This window comes from Photobacterium sp. Ph5, from assembly GCF_022129445.1.
Lineage (GTDB): Bacteria > Pseudomonadota > Gammaproteobacteria > Enterobacterales > Vibrionaceae > Photobacterium.
In genome coordinates this window covers 52299-69894 of sequence record NZ_JADQAQ010000023.1, presented here as the reverse complement: position 1 = coordinate 69894, position 17596 = coordinate 52299, and the positions used below count along the sequence as shown (strand labels likewise).

Below are 17596 nucleotides of genomic sequence, written 5' to 3'. Positions count from 1 at the left end.
TAAGAGGTGATGATATCACCTCTGAGTAGGTGGCCAAATTTAATGTACCACTACAATTGGAACCTTATTTTATAGAAGCTAGTTACTTACAGTTAAATTCCATCATAACTTTATGTTCAGAGTTTAATACATCACCACCTAAGAAAAACTTACTTGCTGTGTTAGCAAGTTCAGTTGTTTTAGCATCAATAGCATGATCGAAATTGCTGTTTTCAGAAATCACATAGAAGGATTTACCTAAATCTGAACATGTCTTTTTTGCCGTTGCGTTTGCGATTTGTTTTGCTTCTTGCTCACTGCTACCCGTTGCTTCTACTGTGTAAGAATTCTCTTTAGGTGTAACAATACCAGTCTGAGCAGCACAACCAGTAAGAGCAAGGAATAAAGATGGGATGATAAATTTTTTCATAAACTGTTAACTTCACTTCTATTTGAACGGTGTTTTATTGTGATATCTTCATATTATTAATAAATCAATGTTTTTTATTTTAAAGATAAAAATATCTGATTGTGGTTGATTTGAAGATTTTGAGTGTCACAGAATATATATAGCAAATTAGTGCATTGAATTAACGCTTGTCCCCTGCTTTATTTACGGTCGTTTATCTTTAGATGTCTGAGCTATGTGGCTATGTGGTGGTAATTACTATCATGAACGATTGATATGTTTTAAAAACATTTGGTTTAGGTTTATTTTTTTCTCTATTTTGAAATTATATTCGTGACTATCTAATTTTAAACTCGTGTTTCTTATGAATATAAAACGTATTTTCTCTGTATTATTATTAAGTACAATTATAAGTGGTTGCAGTAATGTTTCTTCATCAAGCGTACCTGCTGTATCAGATAATAAAAAAACTAAAGGTGTTATTTATATAACACAGGAATCATTACCTGAAAATATTCACTATAAAGTGATTGGTCAAGTAGAAGCCAATGCGAGATATGGTTACGAACATGTCGTTACTTTATACCCTATGCTAGCTGCTGAAGCGAAAAGTATTGGAGCCAATGCGATTATTAATACGCATGGTGGACATAGAGTCGCATTATTTTCATGGGCTGCGCCTTATACTTCAGGAACTGCTATTAAAATTGATGATATTGAATTGTTAAAAAAATATGAAGGTGATTTCTACTAACTAAGAACGATCAATATTGTACTTAATATAAGCCTGAATTCATTACGTTGAATGCAGGCTTTGTTCCATCTATCCCTGCTAATCAATACTTTTTCTCAAAAGATCACGCTGTTTTATACGGTAAATAGCGTGATTTTATTCTTATTTATCTTTTGTTTTGTTTGAATTAATAACTTTAATTTCAATGAGTTGTGGTGTTGTTATATTTTGGTTTGGTTTTTATGTGGTTATGGTTTAGACGAAAAAGGCGGATTTCCATAAGCTGAGCCCATTCCAGAAAACACCAAACATACATTGAGGATTAAATGACTTCCTATAAAAAGCTATTAATTGCATCATCGCTTATGATACTGGCCGGTTGTAACTCGGGATCAGGCTCAGATAGTAAGACAACAATGATTAAGAAAGCTTTAAAGCCTGCAGCTGATTACCAATTTAATAATGATGAAATTACTGAGATTTATAAGAACCGTGAGAAAGTTTTAAATTCGGTATCATTTTATTATGATGGAAAAGTTTATAATCATGTTCTTTTTGGAGAAGAGCTTGACGATAATGTAACTGTTGTACGATTGATGGATGATTATAGTGATACGATTGATCTTATGATCAATCGTAATGAAGAAGCTAAATGTATTGTTTATAGTGATAATAAATATTCTGATAATTTTGATTGTGGGAAAGAAGTGCAATCAATCAGTAATGAAACGACGGTTATTAATTCAACATCAGTTAATGAGCGTACACCGGTACTATTAGAATATAGCAATGATGAATTTGAATACTTGTCGCATATTGGATCAACTGCATTAACTGCGATTGATGAATATGATCAAGTTGATATTAAAACATCAGCGGTATTTAAAGACTTTTTACGTGATATTTTTGGTCAAGACGTATCAGAACACGATCAAAATAGCTCAAGATTGGGTATTTCTACATTTATTCAATTAGGAAATATTGTTCAAGCATATACAGGTCGTGAGATGTTATTGATGTTCGATAATGTCATAAATGGTAGTGCTGACGATGATGTGAACATGTATACAGGTCTGATGATACGTAATCATGAGATTGCTACTATGATTACGAAAAACGGTTCTGTATTCTCTGGTGGTACTGATTTATTTACGGCAGGTATTGAACGAACTCTAGAACGAAAAGCACCAACTGATGCTATTGAGCTTAATAAACAAGTTGGTGTGCATAGTTGGTCTGATGGTGAAAAAACCGCAAAAAAAATACCATTTACGGATCTGAGTCACCGTAAACAAGCGACGTATTTTAAAATTATGCTTGGTGATAAAGGTGTCGATTTCTATATGTATACATTAGATTCAGCACCTGCAAGCGGTGAGCATTGGGTAACGAAGAAAGAGTCAGATAAGTATAATCTGATTCAAAATATTACAGATTAATAAAAACCGACATGTTATTAGCATGTCGGTTTTCTTGTTTTATCTTATTGTTCGGTCGTTGTTCTAATGAATACTACCAATACGATTGAAGCGAACACCATTAGGTAACCAGTGAGGCCACATAGAATCAGCATCATGGTTGAAGGTAAAACTGATCCAAATAAAGGTCGCTTTACCCACTAAGTTCTGCTCTGGCATAAAGCCCCAGTAACGGCTATCTAAGCTATTATCTCGGTTGTCGCCCATTGCAAAGTAATGACCCTTTGGCACTACCCATACACCCATTGGTTGACCTGGCTGTTGGTAATAACGGTTAATTTGTTCAGGTAGTGCTGGATCTCGCAGAATGTGGTGAGTCACTTTACCCAGTTCTTCTTTATATTCGTTTAGCTGTGTACCTAACTCACTGAAGTTAGTTAGGCCAACATATTGTTTTGGTACTTCTTGTGCTACTGGACATACTTTCTGCCCATTACAAGCTGGTTTGATATAAAGGGTTTTGTTTTGATAAATAATAGTATCACCCGGTAAACCAACCACACGTTTGATCAAATCAATTTTAGGGTTTGATGGATCAATAAATACTGTAATATCACCGCGTTGTGGCTTACCCGTTGGTATTAATGTTTTGTGGAAAATAGGATCGCGTAGCCCATAAGCAAACTTTTCTACGCCAATAAAATCACCGGGTAGCAAGGTTGGCTGCATTGAGCCACTTGGAATTTGAAAAGGTTCGATGATGAATGAGCGAATAATTAAAATAGCAAATAATACTGGAAACATTGAGCGAGCTTGAGCAACCCAACCTGATGTGTTCTCCTGTGTCACCCCTTCTCGTTTAGGTTGCCATACGAACTTATCTAACGCGAAAACAATACCTGTTATTAAGGTCGCGAGAGTAAGAATAAGTGAGAACATTTCTGCTGCGTTGAATACTGAAAGCATGTGCTATCCCAAAAACTGTGTAAATAGAATAATCTACAAATAATAGTATTGTGTATTGAACATGATTAATGTGCTAAATAAAACGGCTATATTTTGGAAACTATGATCTCACTTTATCAATCTGTATGCTCCCATCGATTTAAATAATGTTCTATGTTGCTCATTTTATTCATAATCCATTAATTCTAATTAGTTAACAGGATAAAGTGTCAAGCCAAGCCCAAGATTGAATTCAGCGAGTTGTTTAATGATGCTAGGGCTTAATAACTCGGTAAAAGCCCAAGGTTCTGAACATGTTTCATAACCAATGTTAACGCATTTGTGTTCAATTTCATCCCATTCCTGTTTGGCATCGTTGGGCATGCTTTTCAGCCATTGGCAATGTTGTTCTATACAATAGTTGGGGTTATCAAGTGGTTCAAAAGAAAAGTTTATAGTCCAATATGGGTCATGTTCATTGGGTGGATAAACTTCGCAATAGGTATCTTGCTGTTTAAGAAAGGTGGCTAAAGATGAAAACGGTTTATGTGAGCGTATTTCTAGATCAATAGTGATATAACGTGTTTTCATGGCTGAACCTACCGTGTAATAAATATTCATAACACAAATCTAAGAGAGTCGTGCGATATTTTTAAATTATATTTTGTTCTGAAGTATCAAACTATTGCTAACGGCTAATTATCATTTGACTGTTAAATGCTCTATCTGTCGTTCAAAAATCGGACTGTGTGTGTTAAATCATCACTTTATGTAATTAATTTATAAAATATTACGGTATCGACTGTTATTCGCATGGCGTATTATGTTACGTTTTAGGTATAGAAGCATATTAAACAGAGTTATTAGAATGAAGATGCCCATAGCTACAAATAAGATCTTTTTTTACGCGTCGTTAGTTTCTACTATTGTTTATACTTGCGAGTTATTGTGCCTAACGTTACATAGAACAGCAGTGCAACCCCATAGTATTATTCTTTCCCTTTTAAAATGCACGGCAAGCTGTGTTATCTGCTTAATTTCATTACAATCTATCTATCATAAACGAGAAGATAAATTTAATGAGCGCATGAAAAAGTATGATGATCCAACGTTAAGTAAAGATAGTTCTGAAAATAAATATCGTTAAAGTGAATATCTTAAGCCTAGCTTCAGGATCTTTGAGATATAAAGCATTTCGGTTGATGTAACCAATACGTTAAGGTTAAAAAATGCGAATAGGGATTATTGGGTTAGGTGATATTGCACAAAAAGCGTATCTTCCAATTATGACGCAACTTAGAAATGTAGAGTTGATTTTTTGTACGCGCAACCCTTCCGTTTTAAATGCATTAGCAGAGCAGCATGGTGTAAGTTGTTGTTTTGATGATTACCGCCAATTAACTAAAAAGAATATTGATGCGGTGATGATCCATGCTGCAACCTCTATTCACTATGACATAGCGCATTGGTGTTTAAAGCAAGGTATTCCCACTTTTGTCGACAAACCTTTAGTTGATAGTGCAGAGCAAGTTGAACGTCTTTATGAACTTGCAGAGATGCACAATACTCCACTTTATGTTGGTTTTAATCGTCGTCATATTCCTCTATTTAACAAACACCTGCCGGAGTTAGCTTCTGGTAACATTGGTGAATTGCATTCACTGCGTTGGGAAAAAAATCGCCATAATCTTGTTGGTGATATTCACACTTTCATCTTCGATGATTTTATTCACGCGCTCGATAGTGTCAATTTAAATGCTAAATCGTCACTCGATGACGTTTATGTAACCCATCAGATGTTTGGTGATCAGCTTTCACGTGTTGATGTGCAATGGCAGTCAGGGCAATGCTTACTTCATGCTTCGATGAACCGTTTAAATGGCATTACCAATGAATGTGTTTCTGCTACTTATCATAACCAGTCTTACCAATTTACTTCGTTTATGCGTGGTCAACGTTGGCTTAATAATGAAGAAAGGATTTTAGCGTCAGAAGATTGGATACCAATGTTAGCAACGAAAGGTTTTAATGCGATGATTTCTGATTGGTTAAGTGTTGTTGAGTCAGGCACAATGCCACTGCATACTGTAGAACGAAATATTTCAACGCACCTGTTAGCTGATGCAATTGCAGTGCAATTAGAAACACTATTTATCAGATAAAAACGTTATCTCATTAAAAATCGATAGATAAATACCATTATCGTAAAGTGAGTTAGTGGTATTTATCTTAATGATATTGAAATGTTTTTTGATATTGTTTTAGGCTTAAACCAAATTGATGTTGAAATCGTTGTGCAAATCGAGCCTCTGATTTGTAGCCACATAAATGCGCAAGCTCTATTTGTGAATATGACTTAGTTTGCAATAAGCTTAATGCGTAGCCCATTCTTAGTTCTGCTAATACGTCTCTAAATTGAGTATTCTCTTCTTTTAAGCGTCTAATTAATGTCGATTTACTTAATCCGAAATGATCACAGACCGATTCAATTGAGTGATTGGCTTTGGGATCATCATTAAAGTATTGGGTTAACTTATCTCGCCAACTCAAATTTCGCATTGAAAATAACTGATGAAGATAACCACTGTTAGCAAGGTGCTCAAATAATGCATTAACAATATGTGTTTGCACATTGCGCTCAATATCTTTTGGCATTGTTATAATACTTTGCCATAAGTATTTTGCAGTACCGTCGAGGCTATATTCAGGTGTTAAACCATCTTTCTGATTTTCGAGCGATTGTTGGATTTGCTCATCCGTTGGACGGATCAAAAAACTCAGTTGGGTTGAGAAGAATTGGGTTTGATTAGGATTATTAATAAAAGTTAATGCTGTATGACCGTGCGCCAAAAGCCAGTTATGGCTATTGAAGTTGATCCAGTCATTTTGCCAATGCAGTTGTTTATTCCCCTGTTGAATCCAGAAAATTGAAGGGTAAATAATAGGTACATTACGTAGGTGTTGCGGTTGATTACCATTGTAATAATTAAGTTTGATTATACCTGACATGTTTTCTTTTTATAAACCTTGTGACTGGTTATTGATAATACACAATAAATAGACACAAGGTTTATCTCAATAATTATTTACATTAACGTTATTTATCTAACATATGTTGGAGTAATTGTGGATTTACCCAATGCTGTTGCATTTAGCATAAAACTAACTAATGCACACGATGCATCATCTGGTACTTCTAGCTTTTCAACTGGCAACGCCCATACGGTAAATTGGTAACGATGCATACCATGACCTTCAGGAGGACAAGCGCCGCCGTAACCATTAAAACCATAGTCATTACGCATTTCTAAACCCGCTGCGAGTTTACCTGATGCGCCCTGCTCAAGTGATGTTGTTGATACTGGGATATTAATCACTTGCCAATGCCAGAAACCGCTTTCTGTTGGAGCGTCTGGATCAAAGCAAGTTATAGCATAACTTTTTGTTCCTGCAGGCGCGTTATCCCAAGATAGTTGCGGAGATATATTATCACCATCGTGACCAAAACTATTAAATGAGAAACGTTTGTCTTTTAGTTGACCTTCTGCGATGTCTTGGCTGTGTAATGTGAAAGTTGTCATTTTAGTTGTCCTATTATTCTCTGTTGGAATAATAATATGACTCTTTTAAAAACAATACACAACATTAAGTGTCAAATTTCAGTTTTATCAATCATTAATGATACTTATTGTTTAAAGTGTGAATTAACTAGTTTAAAAATATCAATTGTAAAATTTAAGATGTAAGAATATCGTTTCTGTGAATTTAATGTACTGTTGATTAATTCAACTAATTGCAACGATTTAAATCTTGAATTGATGTTCTAGACTACTGTTTATAAAATCAGTGTGGTTATATACAGTTGGATGTAATTACTTTATGCGTATTGAATTAATGCTTAACAAATTAAACCTATCGGATGCTCATTTTTCAAAAATCGATGATGAATTCAACCGCCGAGTTTTAATAAACTGGCCTGATGCGAGTATACGAGTTCGTCTTGGTGGTGGAAATAATTTAACCGTTCTCGGTGGTTTTGCTGATGATAAAGAGCGTGTTGAAGCACTACTACAGGATATGTTTGATGAAGCAGATGATTGGTTATATAACGATCACGATATGTACTAATTAATAGATAAGATTCTTAACCTAAATTTGTAGCACATCAATTTGGTTTTTTATCTTTCTTTTTTAGCTATCTATAATTCTATTTTGTTCACCTATAATAATTCTATATTCAAATGGTTATATGGTTTTATTATGAGTGATTTTGTTTCTAAAAATATCTGGTCTGATTTTACAAAAGAACCTGAAATGCCAGGTTTTAGCTTTCGAGATACAGATGAAAAGAATGAAAATTGTGTAACTGCATTGCTTGAACGTTGGGAAGCTGGTACGTTTGAAGCGCCTCACCATCACCCAAATGATGATATGTCGATCATTGTTAAAGGCGAGATTGTTATTCAGTTTTACGTAAAGGAAGATGACGAACTGATCAAAGATGGTGATGAAGTAACATTATCTGCTGGTCAAACTGGTTATATTCAGGCCAATAGAATACATAGTGTTTTATACAAAACTGATTGCGATATGGTGTATATCCAAGATCGTGTATTTGGTTTCGAAAGTGACGAATAATTTTTATATTAAAAACAGCCATTCTTTCGAGTGGCTGTTTTTCTTTAAAGTACAATCCAAGGTTCATGCTCAATCAATTCAATGGTTACTTTCCCCTCTTCTACTTTAAAATTTAACGTTTCTTTATAGCTATCAATTTCATCTTGGTTATTACAAGGCCAAAAGAAATGAATGCCGTAGCTAACTGTAATTACACCGCTTTTTAGATCTGTTGCCATTTCTACCATATCAACATTTAGACTACCAGTTGCAAATTGGTACCGAAGATCCTGTTGATCGTGTTTAGTAAACAAAGCAGGTGCACAATTATCTTCATGACTTTGTACATATTCGATAATGTTTTCTGCTATTGAAATATTACTATTAATTGGAAACGTTATTGTTTTTATCGTCATGATTAGCCCCTTTTAAATTAAGACTATCATTACACATTTAGTATTAAACGTCAGTTCTGATAGCAATAAGTTATTTTACTATTGTCACTAGTTACAATGGCTGACTCTGCAGCTTTATTTAATGTGATTGATGAATCATCTTCCATTGAACCATTAATCGTACTATTTGCTGTATTACACATTGTAGCAATAGATTGCTCTTTCATATTGATTTCAACATGATTAACTCTTGATGATAATTCAAATAGTGAATCAGTTGCTAATGACAAGTTCAAAACTCCAACTGGTTTATTCATATTAATAGATGATGACTGATAAGCATTCACATTGACATTTTCAGCGATAATATTGACCTTCGCATGAGCGTTGTCTGTTGCTGTAATATTGAGTTTGGTGGTCGAACCATGGATTTCGGCATAACTTTTATTCATTAAATTGACGCTGAATTTATTTGTATCTAATGCACATCCGTCAACATTGACTTTTGCATGATTGGCGATATCAATTTTAGCTAAAGGCTTCGATACTGTTATATGAGCAGTAATGTTTATATTGGGCGTAGTATTTTCTGATGAATATAATTTAAGCGTTGCATTATTCACTTGTAGTTTTACATTTTCGAGTTCGTCCCCTGAAAAAGATATTGAAGGTAAATTTCCGCAATTAACATCCAACATTAAATTGTTAAGGCTAGTATCTATTTCATTAAATTGTTTGAGATAGATATTCGTTGCACTGACAGAAGTAGAACAAATGCAACAAAGCCAAATAGCTCTCTTTAACAATTTCATAACTACATCCTTTTATCCCCATTAGCTTTAATTATAAGTAATTACTTTCTCATTCATCGTATCAAGTTTACAACTAAAACGTGACATCGTAACATTTTCTCGGTGGTGAGTAATATGGCTAATGATAAGTAGATTTTAAAATATAACCCTAGTGATATGTCTATTAAATAGACAGTAGATCATTATACGGATCATAATTAACGATCATGTAATTGTTGATAAGTTACAGATTTATATAGTAATTTAATTTAAGTCTTATATAATATATCTTATAGCAGATCTAAAATAACTTTTGTAATGCAGAATAACCTCCCTATAGATCCAAGTTCCACAAGTTTAAGGACAACATCGTTACGCAAGCAGACACAACTTGCTGAACGCATTAATCATATAAATTATGCTTCTGCAAACCCTGCTTTATCTTATATACACTCATTGGCAGCAACAGATACTACTGGTGGTCAAGCAAATGCACGTTATACTCTTGAAAGGCTTGCGCGATATATCATGGGAAATAGTTTTCAACTTATTGATTGGAAAGAATTATTTACGATTCAAGATAAGCTGATAGATGCAGTTAAGTCATTTCTTATTGCCCGCGCTAAGCTAAAAGCAAAAATGAAAAACCATTATTTCAGCGTTAATGATCCAATAAAAAATTTACAAGTTAATCCATTGCTGAATGCCTTACTGACTGTCGCTCAATTCCTTCATTGTAATCATAACCTACCTCTTTCTCGTGTTATTGAATTTGAGAAACGAATGACAGTTTTTGATCTTGCTAGTGTAAAAACATCAATGCTAGATCATGGTTGGCTTCAATCTATTCCACCGCAGCGCTATGATTTTGAATTAACGAAACAGTCTGAAGTGATGTTAGAGGCGTTTAGTTGCTTTTGTATTCGAAGTTGTGTTGAGCGTTTTGATTGGCGTAGTATTTTATTCGCTCCTCTTCTTCAATCAACGATGCAATCGTTTTTAAGTGATCGAAGCGAAAATCAGATAAGTGATCGTAAAAAAGCTTATGCACCAGCAACAGCTGATAATTTACTACGTATGTTACGTGGTGTTGCTCAACATGCTTGGCTCGCTGAGCTAATTTCGGTTGAGACATTAGAACGTATTAAAGCGATTAAATTACCAAGAGGCTCTCGTCAATCGAGTGGAAGATACCTTAGCTATCATGAGTTAGATCATATTTCTGCTATTACGCTTAATCAAAAAAATGAAAATAAAGCATTAAGAGATAACGCTATTTTTTGGTTGATGTATGAAGCTGGATTACGACGTGCAGAAGTTGTAAGCGCAAATATGCATGATATTGATATGAACCGTTGCCAATTACGTGTTGTAGGTAAAGGTAATAAAGAGCGCTATGTTCCTTTTTCACGAAATAGCGATTTATATAATGCGATGGAAAAATGGCTAACTATTCGTCGGCAAGATTTTAACTCTAATTTACCCGCTCTGTTTTGTACTATTAACCGATATCAAACATTGACTCAAATGCGTTTAACAACACAAACACTCAATGATTTATGTAAACAACTTACTAAGTTAGGTTTTTCTCGTATTGTTTCACCACACGATTTTCGACATTCAGTAGCAACGAATCTTTTGCGTTCAGGTTACGACTTATTGTTGGTGAGTAAATTTATGGGACATAGCAGCATCACTACAACTCAACGTTATGATAGACGTACAGATGATGATTTAAAAGGAGTTATACCGAGTCGTTAATGTAATTGATATTATTCAATATTTTATAAAATACCCGTTTGACTCACATTTTCATTAAATTTTAATATTATAGATAGAAGGTAATGAAATATAATATTCTGCATACAGGAGAATTATTCATGAAAATGTGTGTTATAACCTCATTAATTTCGATTTTATTGCTTGTATCTTTTCCTTCTGGAGCTCGAAGTGTAAAACAGTACATGAATCAATACAGTGTTATCCCTTGTGAAGGATTGAAAGTAAAAATTGAAAGCCTAGAAAAGCGTACAAAAATGATTTTAAAGGTTGCATCAGATAAGACTAAAAAAGAACTTAAACACAAAAATAAAGCACTGAGTTTATTAATGAAACAAAAAAGTTGTCAATAAAAGACCAAACAATTAATGCTTAGTCTTTTATTGAAGTTTGTAGAAAGCGGTATTTAAGACAGTGTTACCATTAAATATATATTCAAAGCAATAACAAGAGCGATAATTACGATACCAGCATAACTAACGTATTTGTTATTTTTAAATTCACCCATCAACCTTTCATTATTGGTGAAAATTAGCAACGGTATAATCGCTAATGCAATACCAAAGCTAAGTACAACTTGGCTCATTACTAAAATCTCAGTGGTATTAATAGCAAGCCCTATAACGATAAAAGATGGAATCATTGTAACGATACGACGTAATAGTAAAGGGATCTTAAATTTTACGAACCCTTGCATAACTACATCCCCTGCCATTGTTCCCACTACTGTAGATGATAACCCAGACGCTATAAGTGAAATTGCAAACAATGTTGATGCCGCTTGTCCAACTAATGGGGTTAAAGTTTTATATGCAGTTTCAATTTCAGCAATATCTTGATTACCTGAGTAATGGAAGACAGCAGCAGCCATTGCAACGATTGCAATATTCACAAAACCCGCAATTACCATTGCTATTAGCACATCTACACGTGTTGATTTTAATCTTTTCGCTTTTGTTTCACCGTAAGTATTTTTAAACAGTGCCGAATGTAGGTAAATAACATGCGGCATAACTGTTGCTCCTAAAATACCTGCAGCTAAATAAATTTGATGTGAACTATTTAATGTTGGGATAGCGAGACCTTTCAACATCTCACCTGTAACCGGATGTGCAAAGAAAAGTTCAGCAACATAAACAATGGCAACAACCAATAATAATGAAGCAATAACAACTTCTAATGGTTTTTGACTTTTATTGCTTAACAATAAAATAGCCATCGTAACAATAGCTGTAATTACCGCCCCTTCCATTAAACTAATACCTAACAACAATTGGAAACCAAAAGCTGCGCCTATAAATTCAGCTAAATCTGTTGCCATCGCGATAATTTCAGCTTGAATCCAATATGGACCTATTGCCCATTTAGGCAGATGATCACGTAAATGTTCAGCAAGATTTTTGCCAGTTACAATGCCTAATTTTGCAGACAAATACTGGATCAACATAGCCATTAGGTTTGCCCAAAGCACAACCCATAATAACTGATAGCCAAAAGAAGAACCCGCTTCTATATTTGTAGCAAAATTACCTGGATCAATATAACCAATTGCTGCAATAAATGCTGGACCTAAAAGTAGTAGTTTCTTCTTTAGTCTTAAACTGAAGGTAGCCATTTCGGGCTTAATAGAAATAGTTGTAGAGGCCATAGCTAACTCCTTAAATAGTAATCTCATCATACACCCTCACAAATGAGAATCAATATCACTTAGGTGCTATTCATGGTTGGTAAGATTTCATATATGATTAACGCCTAATTGATAGTTTACGACTATCAATTGTGAGGTTAGTATTTATAATGTGATCTATTATTAATTTTATATTAACAATTTCATAAAATAGTGTACATATAATTCCTTTATGGTACGGTCTGCATCGTTGCTTATAAAATATTATGACAATAAATACCTTATAAAGATAAAGGACCTTATATGGATATAAATAAGAAAGGAGATCATTTATCACATGGCGGAGATATTATTCATTTATATTTAAAAGAGATCTCAGAAAAACCACTCTTAACGAAAGAAGATGAAATTTTATATAGTCGGAAAAGTCTATGCGGTGATGCTAATAGTAAGAAAGTATTAATAGAGAGTAATTTACGCTTAGTAGTCAGTATTGCAAAAAATTATCGTGGCAGTAGCATGCATTTGAGTGATCTTATTGATGAAGGAAATATCGGATTGATCACTGCTGTTGAAAAATTTGATCCTGAAAAAGGCTTTCGATTTTCAACTTATGCCACATGGTGGATAAAACAAACTATAGAACGTGCGATACATAACCAAGGAAGAACGATTCGTTTACCTGTTCATGTATCAAAAGAAATCAATACCATTGTTCGGACACACAAACAATTAATAAAGAAAAATAATCAAGAACCTAATACAGAATTAGTCGCTGAAGTTTTAAATAAAACACTTGATGATGTATCTACAACTCTTTCTTATGACACCCCTATCGTTTCGTATGATCAATCTATAACAAGTGAAGCAAGTTCCCAGTCAATAGCTGTACTAATCGCTGATGAAAATAGTGCCAAACCTGATGATCTCGTAGATGATTTAGCAATCCAAAAAATAACAACTAATGTGCTAAATTGTTTAAATAATCGCGATAAAGAAATTATATGCCGAAGATTTGGTTTATTAGGTTATGAAGCACAGACTTTACAGGAAGTTGCTGAAGAAGTGGGTCTTACAAGAGAGCGTATTCGGCAGTTACAAGTTACCTCATTAGCAAAACTAAAAAATTCACTGAGCCGTGATAACTATGATCTCTCAGTTTTGTTTGCTAACAATTAATATTCATGTTGAAAACAGAGGCACGTAGGTTTGGGTGATTTTTTTGGTTATTATGAGCTATAAATAAAACTATCTTTATTTACTTAAGGTTATTTATGAAATTAAAAGCTCTAATCATTGCGAGTTCTGCCTTCATTTTCGCTGGTTGTAGTAGTTACGGTGTTACTGAAAGTGAGATGCAAAATTATATAAACAAAGAAACCAATGTTGAACGATCTGTTGGTATTCAAGGTATCGCCTACGCTACAGGTAAGTTTGAAAAAGTAAAAGTGGGTATTGGTCGTGTCGCTGACAATCGTGTAAGTATTGATACGACTGCTAGCGCCCAGCTAGAACTTGCAGGTCAAGCACCTCAAGATATTGTTGTTAAAGCAAATTTCAGTGCCATCCCCTATTATAATCAAGACGAAGGGGCGATATATTTACGTGGTTTAAATATTGAATCATTGGCAATAAAACCTGAGAAGTTTAATAACATGCTCACCAAACCGGTTATAACACCATTTGTTTCACTTATTGGTCAAGTTTTATCAACCAAACCTGTTTATAAGCTCGATGAAAACGAAATGAAACAAGCGCTACTTAAATCTACTAAACCTGAGTTGATTATAAAAACTCATCAATTAGTTCTCGATTGGTAAGTTGTTTTTATTATAGACTATAAAGTTATAGTGCATTAGATGTTAAGCTTTATACCACATCCAAGCCTATAATCTGTTTAGATTATTCCATAAAACAAGGATCTGTATAAAGCAGATCCTTGATAATAAAGCGATATTCAAATTAAATCATGATGAAATATTTGCTTATAAATAACAAGATAGCCAACAGCCACACTGGACATTTGAAGTATTTAAACGCAATAAATCCAATCACCACAGCGACAGCATCTAATCCTGTCTTCACCCCACTGGTAATAATAGGGCTGACTAATGCGCTAGCTAATAACCCAACAACACAAGCATTTACTAGCTTGATTGATTGCTTTAGACGTTGATGCTCAAACAATGCTTTCCATGCAGGAATAAATGCAAAAAGTAATAAACTTCCCGGTAAAAACACTGCAATGGTTGCAATCAAGCTACCTAATACGGGATGCATTGAATCAATCGAAGCGCCTAAGTAACTAGCCATAGTGAACATTGGACCAGGTACAAGCTGTGCTGATGCGTAGGCATTAATAAAGGTAGACTCCCCTACTAACCCATCCATCATAGGTTGTAGAAGTGGTAGTACAACATGCCCACCGCCAAAAACAAAACTGCCTGCTTGGTAGAAGATATTAAATAAATTAATACTGCTGCTGTAAGGCGCTAACAACGGTAATCCAACTAACAACACGCCAAACATAGTTAAAATACCAAGATGTGGTTTAATGCTAGAGGCTTGTTTTTTTGTTGGCGTAATCTCTGTTTTATATGACAATGTGTAGCCCACAGCTGCCGCTACACATATAGGTAACACTTGGCCAAGTAGACCTGTACTAAAATAGACCCAAATAGCAGTAATCACTGCCACAGTAATCGTTAGCGCTGTCGTTAAATTCTTTTTAGCCATTCCCCATAACGCATCAGCAACGACGATAACGGCAAGTAGTTTTGCTGCGATGATTAAGCTATCAACAACAGAGTTAGACGTTACGCTGCTACTAACAATGGCAAGCCCTGTTAACAATGCAAAAGAAGGTAAAGTAAAACCAATAAAGGCAGCAACAGCTCCTAAATATCCCGCTTTCTTATAACCAATATACATACCTAGTTGGCTACTGGCAGGTCCAGGTAAAAATTGACATAACGCTACAGCATGAGTGAAATCATCATCAGAAATCCATTTTTTTTCTTGTACAAAAGAACGTTGAAAGAAACCAATATGTGCAGCTGGGCCGCCAAAGCTATATAAGCCCAATAATAAAAAGGTCGTAAAAACAGTAAACATGCATTCCTCCATTAGCAATATCATCATCATAGCGTTTCCATACGAATTATTTAAATCGTTTAAAATGATGTAAGTTATTATTTATATTCATACATATAGATTGATGTTTATGAGGCAAAAAATGATAATGAATAGATAGTGTTAATTGATTATTTTTGTCACACTAGACTATCGTGACAGCGTAACTTGGAATGCCAAATGCTAGATAATTTGCAACAGATGGTAATACTGGCTGCTATTGGTCATGAACAAAATTTCACCAAAGCTGCTGATCGCTTGGGAATATCAAAGTCTCAGGTAAGTAAGCAAATAAAATGTTTGGAAGAAAGATTAGGCTGTCAGCTTGTTCAGCGCAGTACACGGACTGTCGCATTAACTGAAATTGGCGTGCAATATGCAGATTATGGTCAACAATTAATTGATACTGTTAATGAAGCGGAAGCCATGGTTGCCGGTTACAGAAATGAAATCACAGGCGTATTACGCATTGGTATCGCCCAATCATTCGGTAATATTCATATCACTTCCGCATTAGCTGAGTTTCAAAAGCAAAATCCTGAACTAGAGCTTGAGATTAGTTTATTTGATCACCGCCCAAACCTTTTAGAAGAAGGTTTTGATTGTTGGATTGCCATTCATGAACACCCACCAGAGGGTATGGTTGCCAGAAAGCTCGCAAAATGTGAATTTGTGGTTGTCGCATCCCCAGATTACATTGCACAACATAGTGAGCCTATTGTTCCAGGTGATTTACGACAACATAACTGTATTACTTACCAAAGTCGTGAGCGTAAATATGTAAATTGGGAATTTGGTCGAGATGGTTTAAAACAATCTATTCGAGTTAATGGGAATTATCGAATAGATAATGCACCAGCAGTACTTGATGCTGCAGTAAGTGGTTTAGGCATTGCTTATCTTTCCACCTATCTCTTAACTGATGAGATAAAAACGAATAAGTTAGTAACTTTACTCAATGATTGGAAAACGACGGTTGAATTACCCATTTACGCTGTTTACCCAAGACGTAAGTACCTTGCACCAAAAGTTCGTTGTTTTATTGATTTTATGGCTGAGCGTATGGCTTTACCACCCTATAAAAACATCAATCCAGTTTTAGATAGTCATAAACAAGTCGAATAACAGTAATATTAATCTTTCGCTATTAGCATTGTACTAAACTGATAACCAAACACGTACAATGAGCATTTTATGTCACACTTGGCTTCTTATTTTCTTCCTAATCGATTATTCATCTACTTAATAGCAGTAATTTCAATGTTACTGCTATTGTCATCAATAACAGTACCAGCATACGCTATACACAGTTTTAGCCATTCTGATCCTATAGAGCAAAATATTGTACAAATTAAACCCTATATTCCTAAACAAGCATTATTAATTGAGCTCCAAAATCAATACAATGTTGTTTATTTTCAAGATAACAATAGCCAGTTAAGCGTAGAAATTAAACGAGTATTAAACGAATTTGGCTATACTCTTCAAAACTACCATCAAACCTATGTTGTTATTGCCCAACATATTAATACTCATTTAGGTTATGAGCGAATATTTAATATAGCGACATATATAGCACTTCAATTCGATATTGAAGAAGAGAGGATTCAGTTGTTATTCATGTCTGAAGATGAGTCTAGACTGTATCAAAATATGGATGATAATTGGCAAAATAGTGCTGAAGTAATGATACCTAAAGCAATTATTATTACCTATGACCCTGAATTTGGTATCTATTAAAAACGGTACCAATTCGACTCTGTATAAGAAT

General features: G+C 34.5%; 20 protein-coding genes. 11 read left to right on the top strand and 9 right to left on the bottom strand.

Annotation, left to right across the window (positions count from 1 at the left end; genetic code table 11):
- Positions 1-82: 82 nt before the first annotated feature.
- A complete protein-coding gene (locus tag I3259_RS10875) occupies positions 83-409 on the bottom strand; it encodes a hypothetical protein (RefSeq protein WP_045082099.1) in 327 nt (108 codons plus the stop codon).
- A 343-nt stretch (positions 410-752) separates the two neighbouring features.
- On the opposite strand from I3259_RS10875, the gene I3259_RS10870 reads away from it, so the two are divergent.
- Both I3259_RS10870 and I3259_RS10865 read left to right on the top strand, forming a co-directional pair.
- On the top strand, positions 753-1142 hold the full coding sequence (locus I3259_RS10870) for a hypothetical protein (RefSeq protein WP_238029638.1): 390 nt from the start codon (positions 753-755) through the stop codon (positions 1140-1142).
- A gap of 305 nt (positions 1143-1447) precedes the next feature.
- Positions 1448-2560 (top strand): alpha/beta hydrolase, encoded by a 1113-nt coding sequence (locus I3259_RS10865; protein ID WP_238029637.1) that lies wholly within the window; start codon positions 1448-1450, stop codon positions 2558-2560.
- Between the two features lie 63 nt (positions 2561-2623).
- Here I3259_RS10865 and lepB read toward each other — a convergent pair whose 3' ends face one another.
- Together lepB and I3259_RS10855 are read right to left on the bottom strand one after the other, a co-directional pair.
- Positions 2624-3505 (bottom strand): signal peptidase I, encoded by an 882-nt coding sequence (gene lepB, locus I3259_RS10860; protein ID WP_238029636.1) that lies wholly within the window; start codon positions 3503-3505, stop codon positions 2624-2626.
- 189 nt (positions 3506-3694) lie between these two features.
- Positions 3695-4105 (bottom strand): hypothetical protein, encoded by a 411-nt coding sequence (locus I3259_RS10855; protein ID WP_238029635.1) that lies wholly within the window; start codon positions 4103-4105, stop codon positions 3695-3697.
- Positions 4106-4713: 608 nt separating this feature from the next.
- Here I3259_RS10855 and I3259_RS10850 point away from each other — a divergent pair.
- A complete protein-coding gene (locus I3259_RS10850) occupies positions 4714-5646 on the top strand; it encodes a Gfo/Idh/MocA family oxidoreductase (RefSeq protein WP_238029634.1) in 933 nt (310 codons plus the stop codon).
- A gap of 67 nt (positions 5647-5713) precedes the next feature.
- Here the strand turns inward: I3259_RS10850 and I3259_RS10845 are convergent, their stop codons facing one another.
- Together I3259_RS10845 and I3259_RS10840 are read right to left on the bottom strand one after the other, a co-directional pair.
- Positions 5714-6493: a helix-turn-helix transcriptional regulator gene (locus tag I3259_RS10845; RefSeq protein WP_238029633.1), complete on the bottom strand. Its 780-nt coding sequence runs from the start codon at positions 6491-6493 to the stop codon at positions 5714-5716.
- Positions 6494-6585: 92 nt separating this feature from the next.
- Entirely contained in the window at positions 6586-7065 is a 480-nt protein-coding gene (locus tag I3259_RS10840) for a YbhB/YbcL family Raf kinase inhibitor-like protein (protein ID WP_238029632.1), read from the bottom strand.
- A 298-nt stretch (positions 7066-7363) separates the two neighbouring features.
- Between I3259_RS10840 and I3259_RS10835 the strand changes: the two genes are divergently transcribed.
- Positions 7364-7612 (top strand): DinI-like family protein, encoded by a 249-nt coding sequence (locus tag I3259_RS10835; protein WP_238029631.1) that lies wholly within the window; start codon positions 7364-7366, stop codon positions 7610-7612.
- A gap of 132 nt (positions 7613-7744) precedes the next feature.
- Positions 7745-8122, top strand: a complete 378-nt coding sequence (locus I3259_RS10830) for a cupin domain-containing protein (RefSeq protein ID WP_238029630.1) — start codon at positions 7745-7747, stop codon at positions 8120-8122.
- Positions 8123-8166: 44 nt separating this feature from the next.
- Here I3259_RS10830 and I3259_RS10825 read toward each other — a convergent pair whose 3' ends face one another.
- Positions 8167-8517, bottom strand: a complete 351-nt coding sequence (locus I3259_RS10825) for a hypothetical protein (RefSeq protein WP_238029629.1) — start codon at positions 8515-8517, stop codon at positions 8167-8169.
- 50 nt (positions 8518-8567) lie between these two features.
- A complete protein-coding gene (locus I3259_RS10820) occupies positions 8568-9308 on the bottom strand; it encodes a DUF2807 domain-containing protein (RefSeq protein WP_238029628.1) in 741 nt (246 codons plus the stop codon).
- Positions 9309-9605: 297 nt separating this feature from the next.
- Here I3259_RS10820 and I3259_RS10815 point away from each other — a divergent pair, with 297 nt between their 5' ends.
- Positions 9606-11048 carry a tyrosine-type recombinase/integrase gene (locus I3259_RS10815; RefSeq protein ID WP_238029627.1) on the top strand — a complete coding sequence of 481 codons (1443 nt, stop codon included), beginning with the start codon at positions 9606-9608 and terminating at the stop codon, positions 11046-11048.
- A 119-nt stretch (positions 11049-11167) separates the two neighbouring features.
- On the top strand, positions 11168-11419 hold the full coding sequence (locus tag I3259_RS10810; protein ID WP_238029626.1) for a hypothetical protein: 252 nt from the start codon (positions 11168-11170) through the stop codon (positions 11417-11419).
- A gap of 53 nt (positions 11420-11472) precedes the next feature.
- Here I3259_RS10810 and I3259_RS10805 read toward each other — a convergent pair whose 3' ends face one another.
- Entirely contained in the window at positions 11473-12714 is a 1242-nt protein-coding gene (locus tag I3259_RS10805) for an Nramp family divalent metal transporter (protein WP_275949790.1), read from the bottom strand.
- Between the two features lie 282 nt (positions 12715-12996).
- Between I3259_RS10805 and rpoS the strand changes: the two genes are divergently transcribed.
- Together rpoS and I3259_RS10795 are read left to right on the top strand one after the other, a co-directional pair.
- Positions 12997-13872, top strand: a complete 876-nt coding sequence (gene rpoS / locus I3259_RS10800; protein ID WP_238029625.1) for an RNA polymerase sigma factor RpoS — start codon at positions 12997-12999, stop codon at positions 13870-13872.
- A gap of 95 nt (positions 13873-13967) precedes the next feature.
- Positions 13968-14513 carry a DUF1439 domain-containing protein gene (locus tag I3259_RS10795; RefSeq protein ID WP_238029624.1) on the top strand — a complete coding sequence of 182 codons (546 nt, stop codon included), beginning with the start codon at positions 13968-13970 and terminating at the stop codon, positions 14511-14513.
- A 142-nt stretch (positions 14514-14655) separates the two neighbouring features.
- On the opposite strand, the gene chrA is transcribed toward I3259_RS10795, so the two are convergent.
- A complete protein-coding gene (gene chrA, locus I3259_RS10790; RefSeq protein ID WP_238029623.1) occupies positions 14656-15807 on the bottom strand; it encodes a chromate efflux transporter in 1152 nt (383 codons plus the stop codon).
- Between the two features lie 198 nt (positions 15808-16005).
- On the opposite strand from chrA, the gene I3259_RS10785 reads away from it, so the two are divergent.
- Together I3259_RS10785 and I3259_RS10780 are read left to right on the top strand one after the other, a co-directional pair.
- Positions 16006-16950 (top strand): LysR family transcriptional regulator, encoded by a 945-nt coding sequence (locus I3259_RS10785; protein ID WP_238029622.1) that lies wholly within the window; start codon positions 16006-16008, stop codon positions 16948-16950.
- A 69-nt stretch (positions 16951-17019) separates the two neighbouring features.
- Positions 17020-17565 carry a hypothetical protein gene (locus I3259_RS10780; RefSeq protein ID WP_238029621.1) on the top strand — a complete coding sequence of 182 codons (546 nt, stop codon included), beginning with the start codon at positions 17020-17022 and terminating at the stop codon, positions 17563-17565.
- Positions 17566-17596 lie beyond the last annotated feature (31 nt).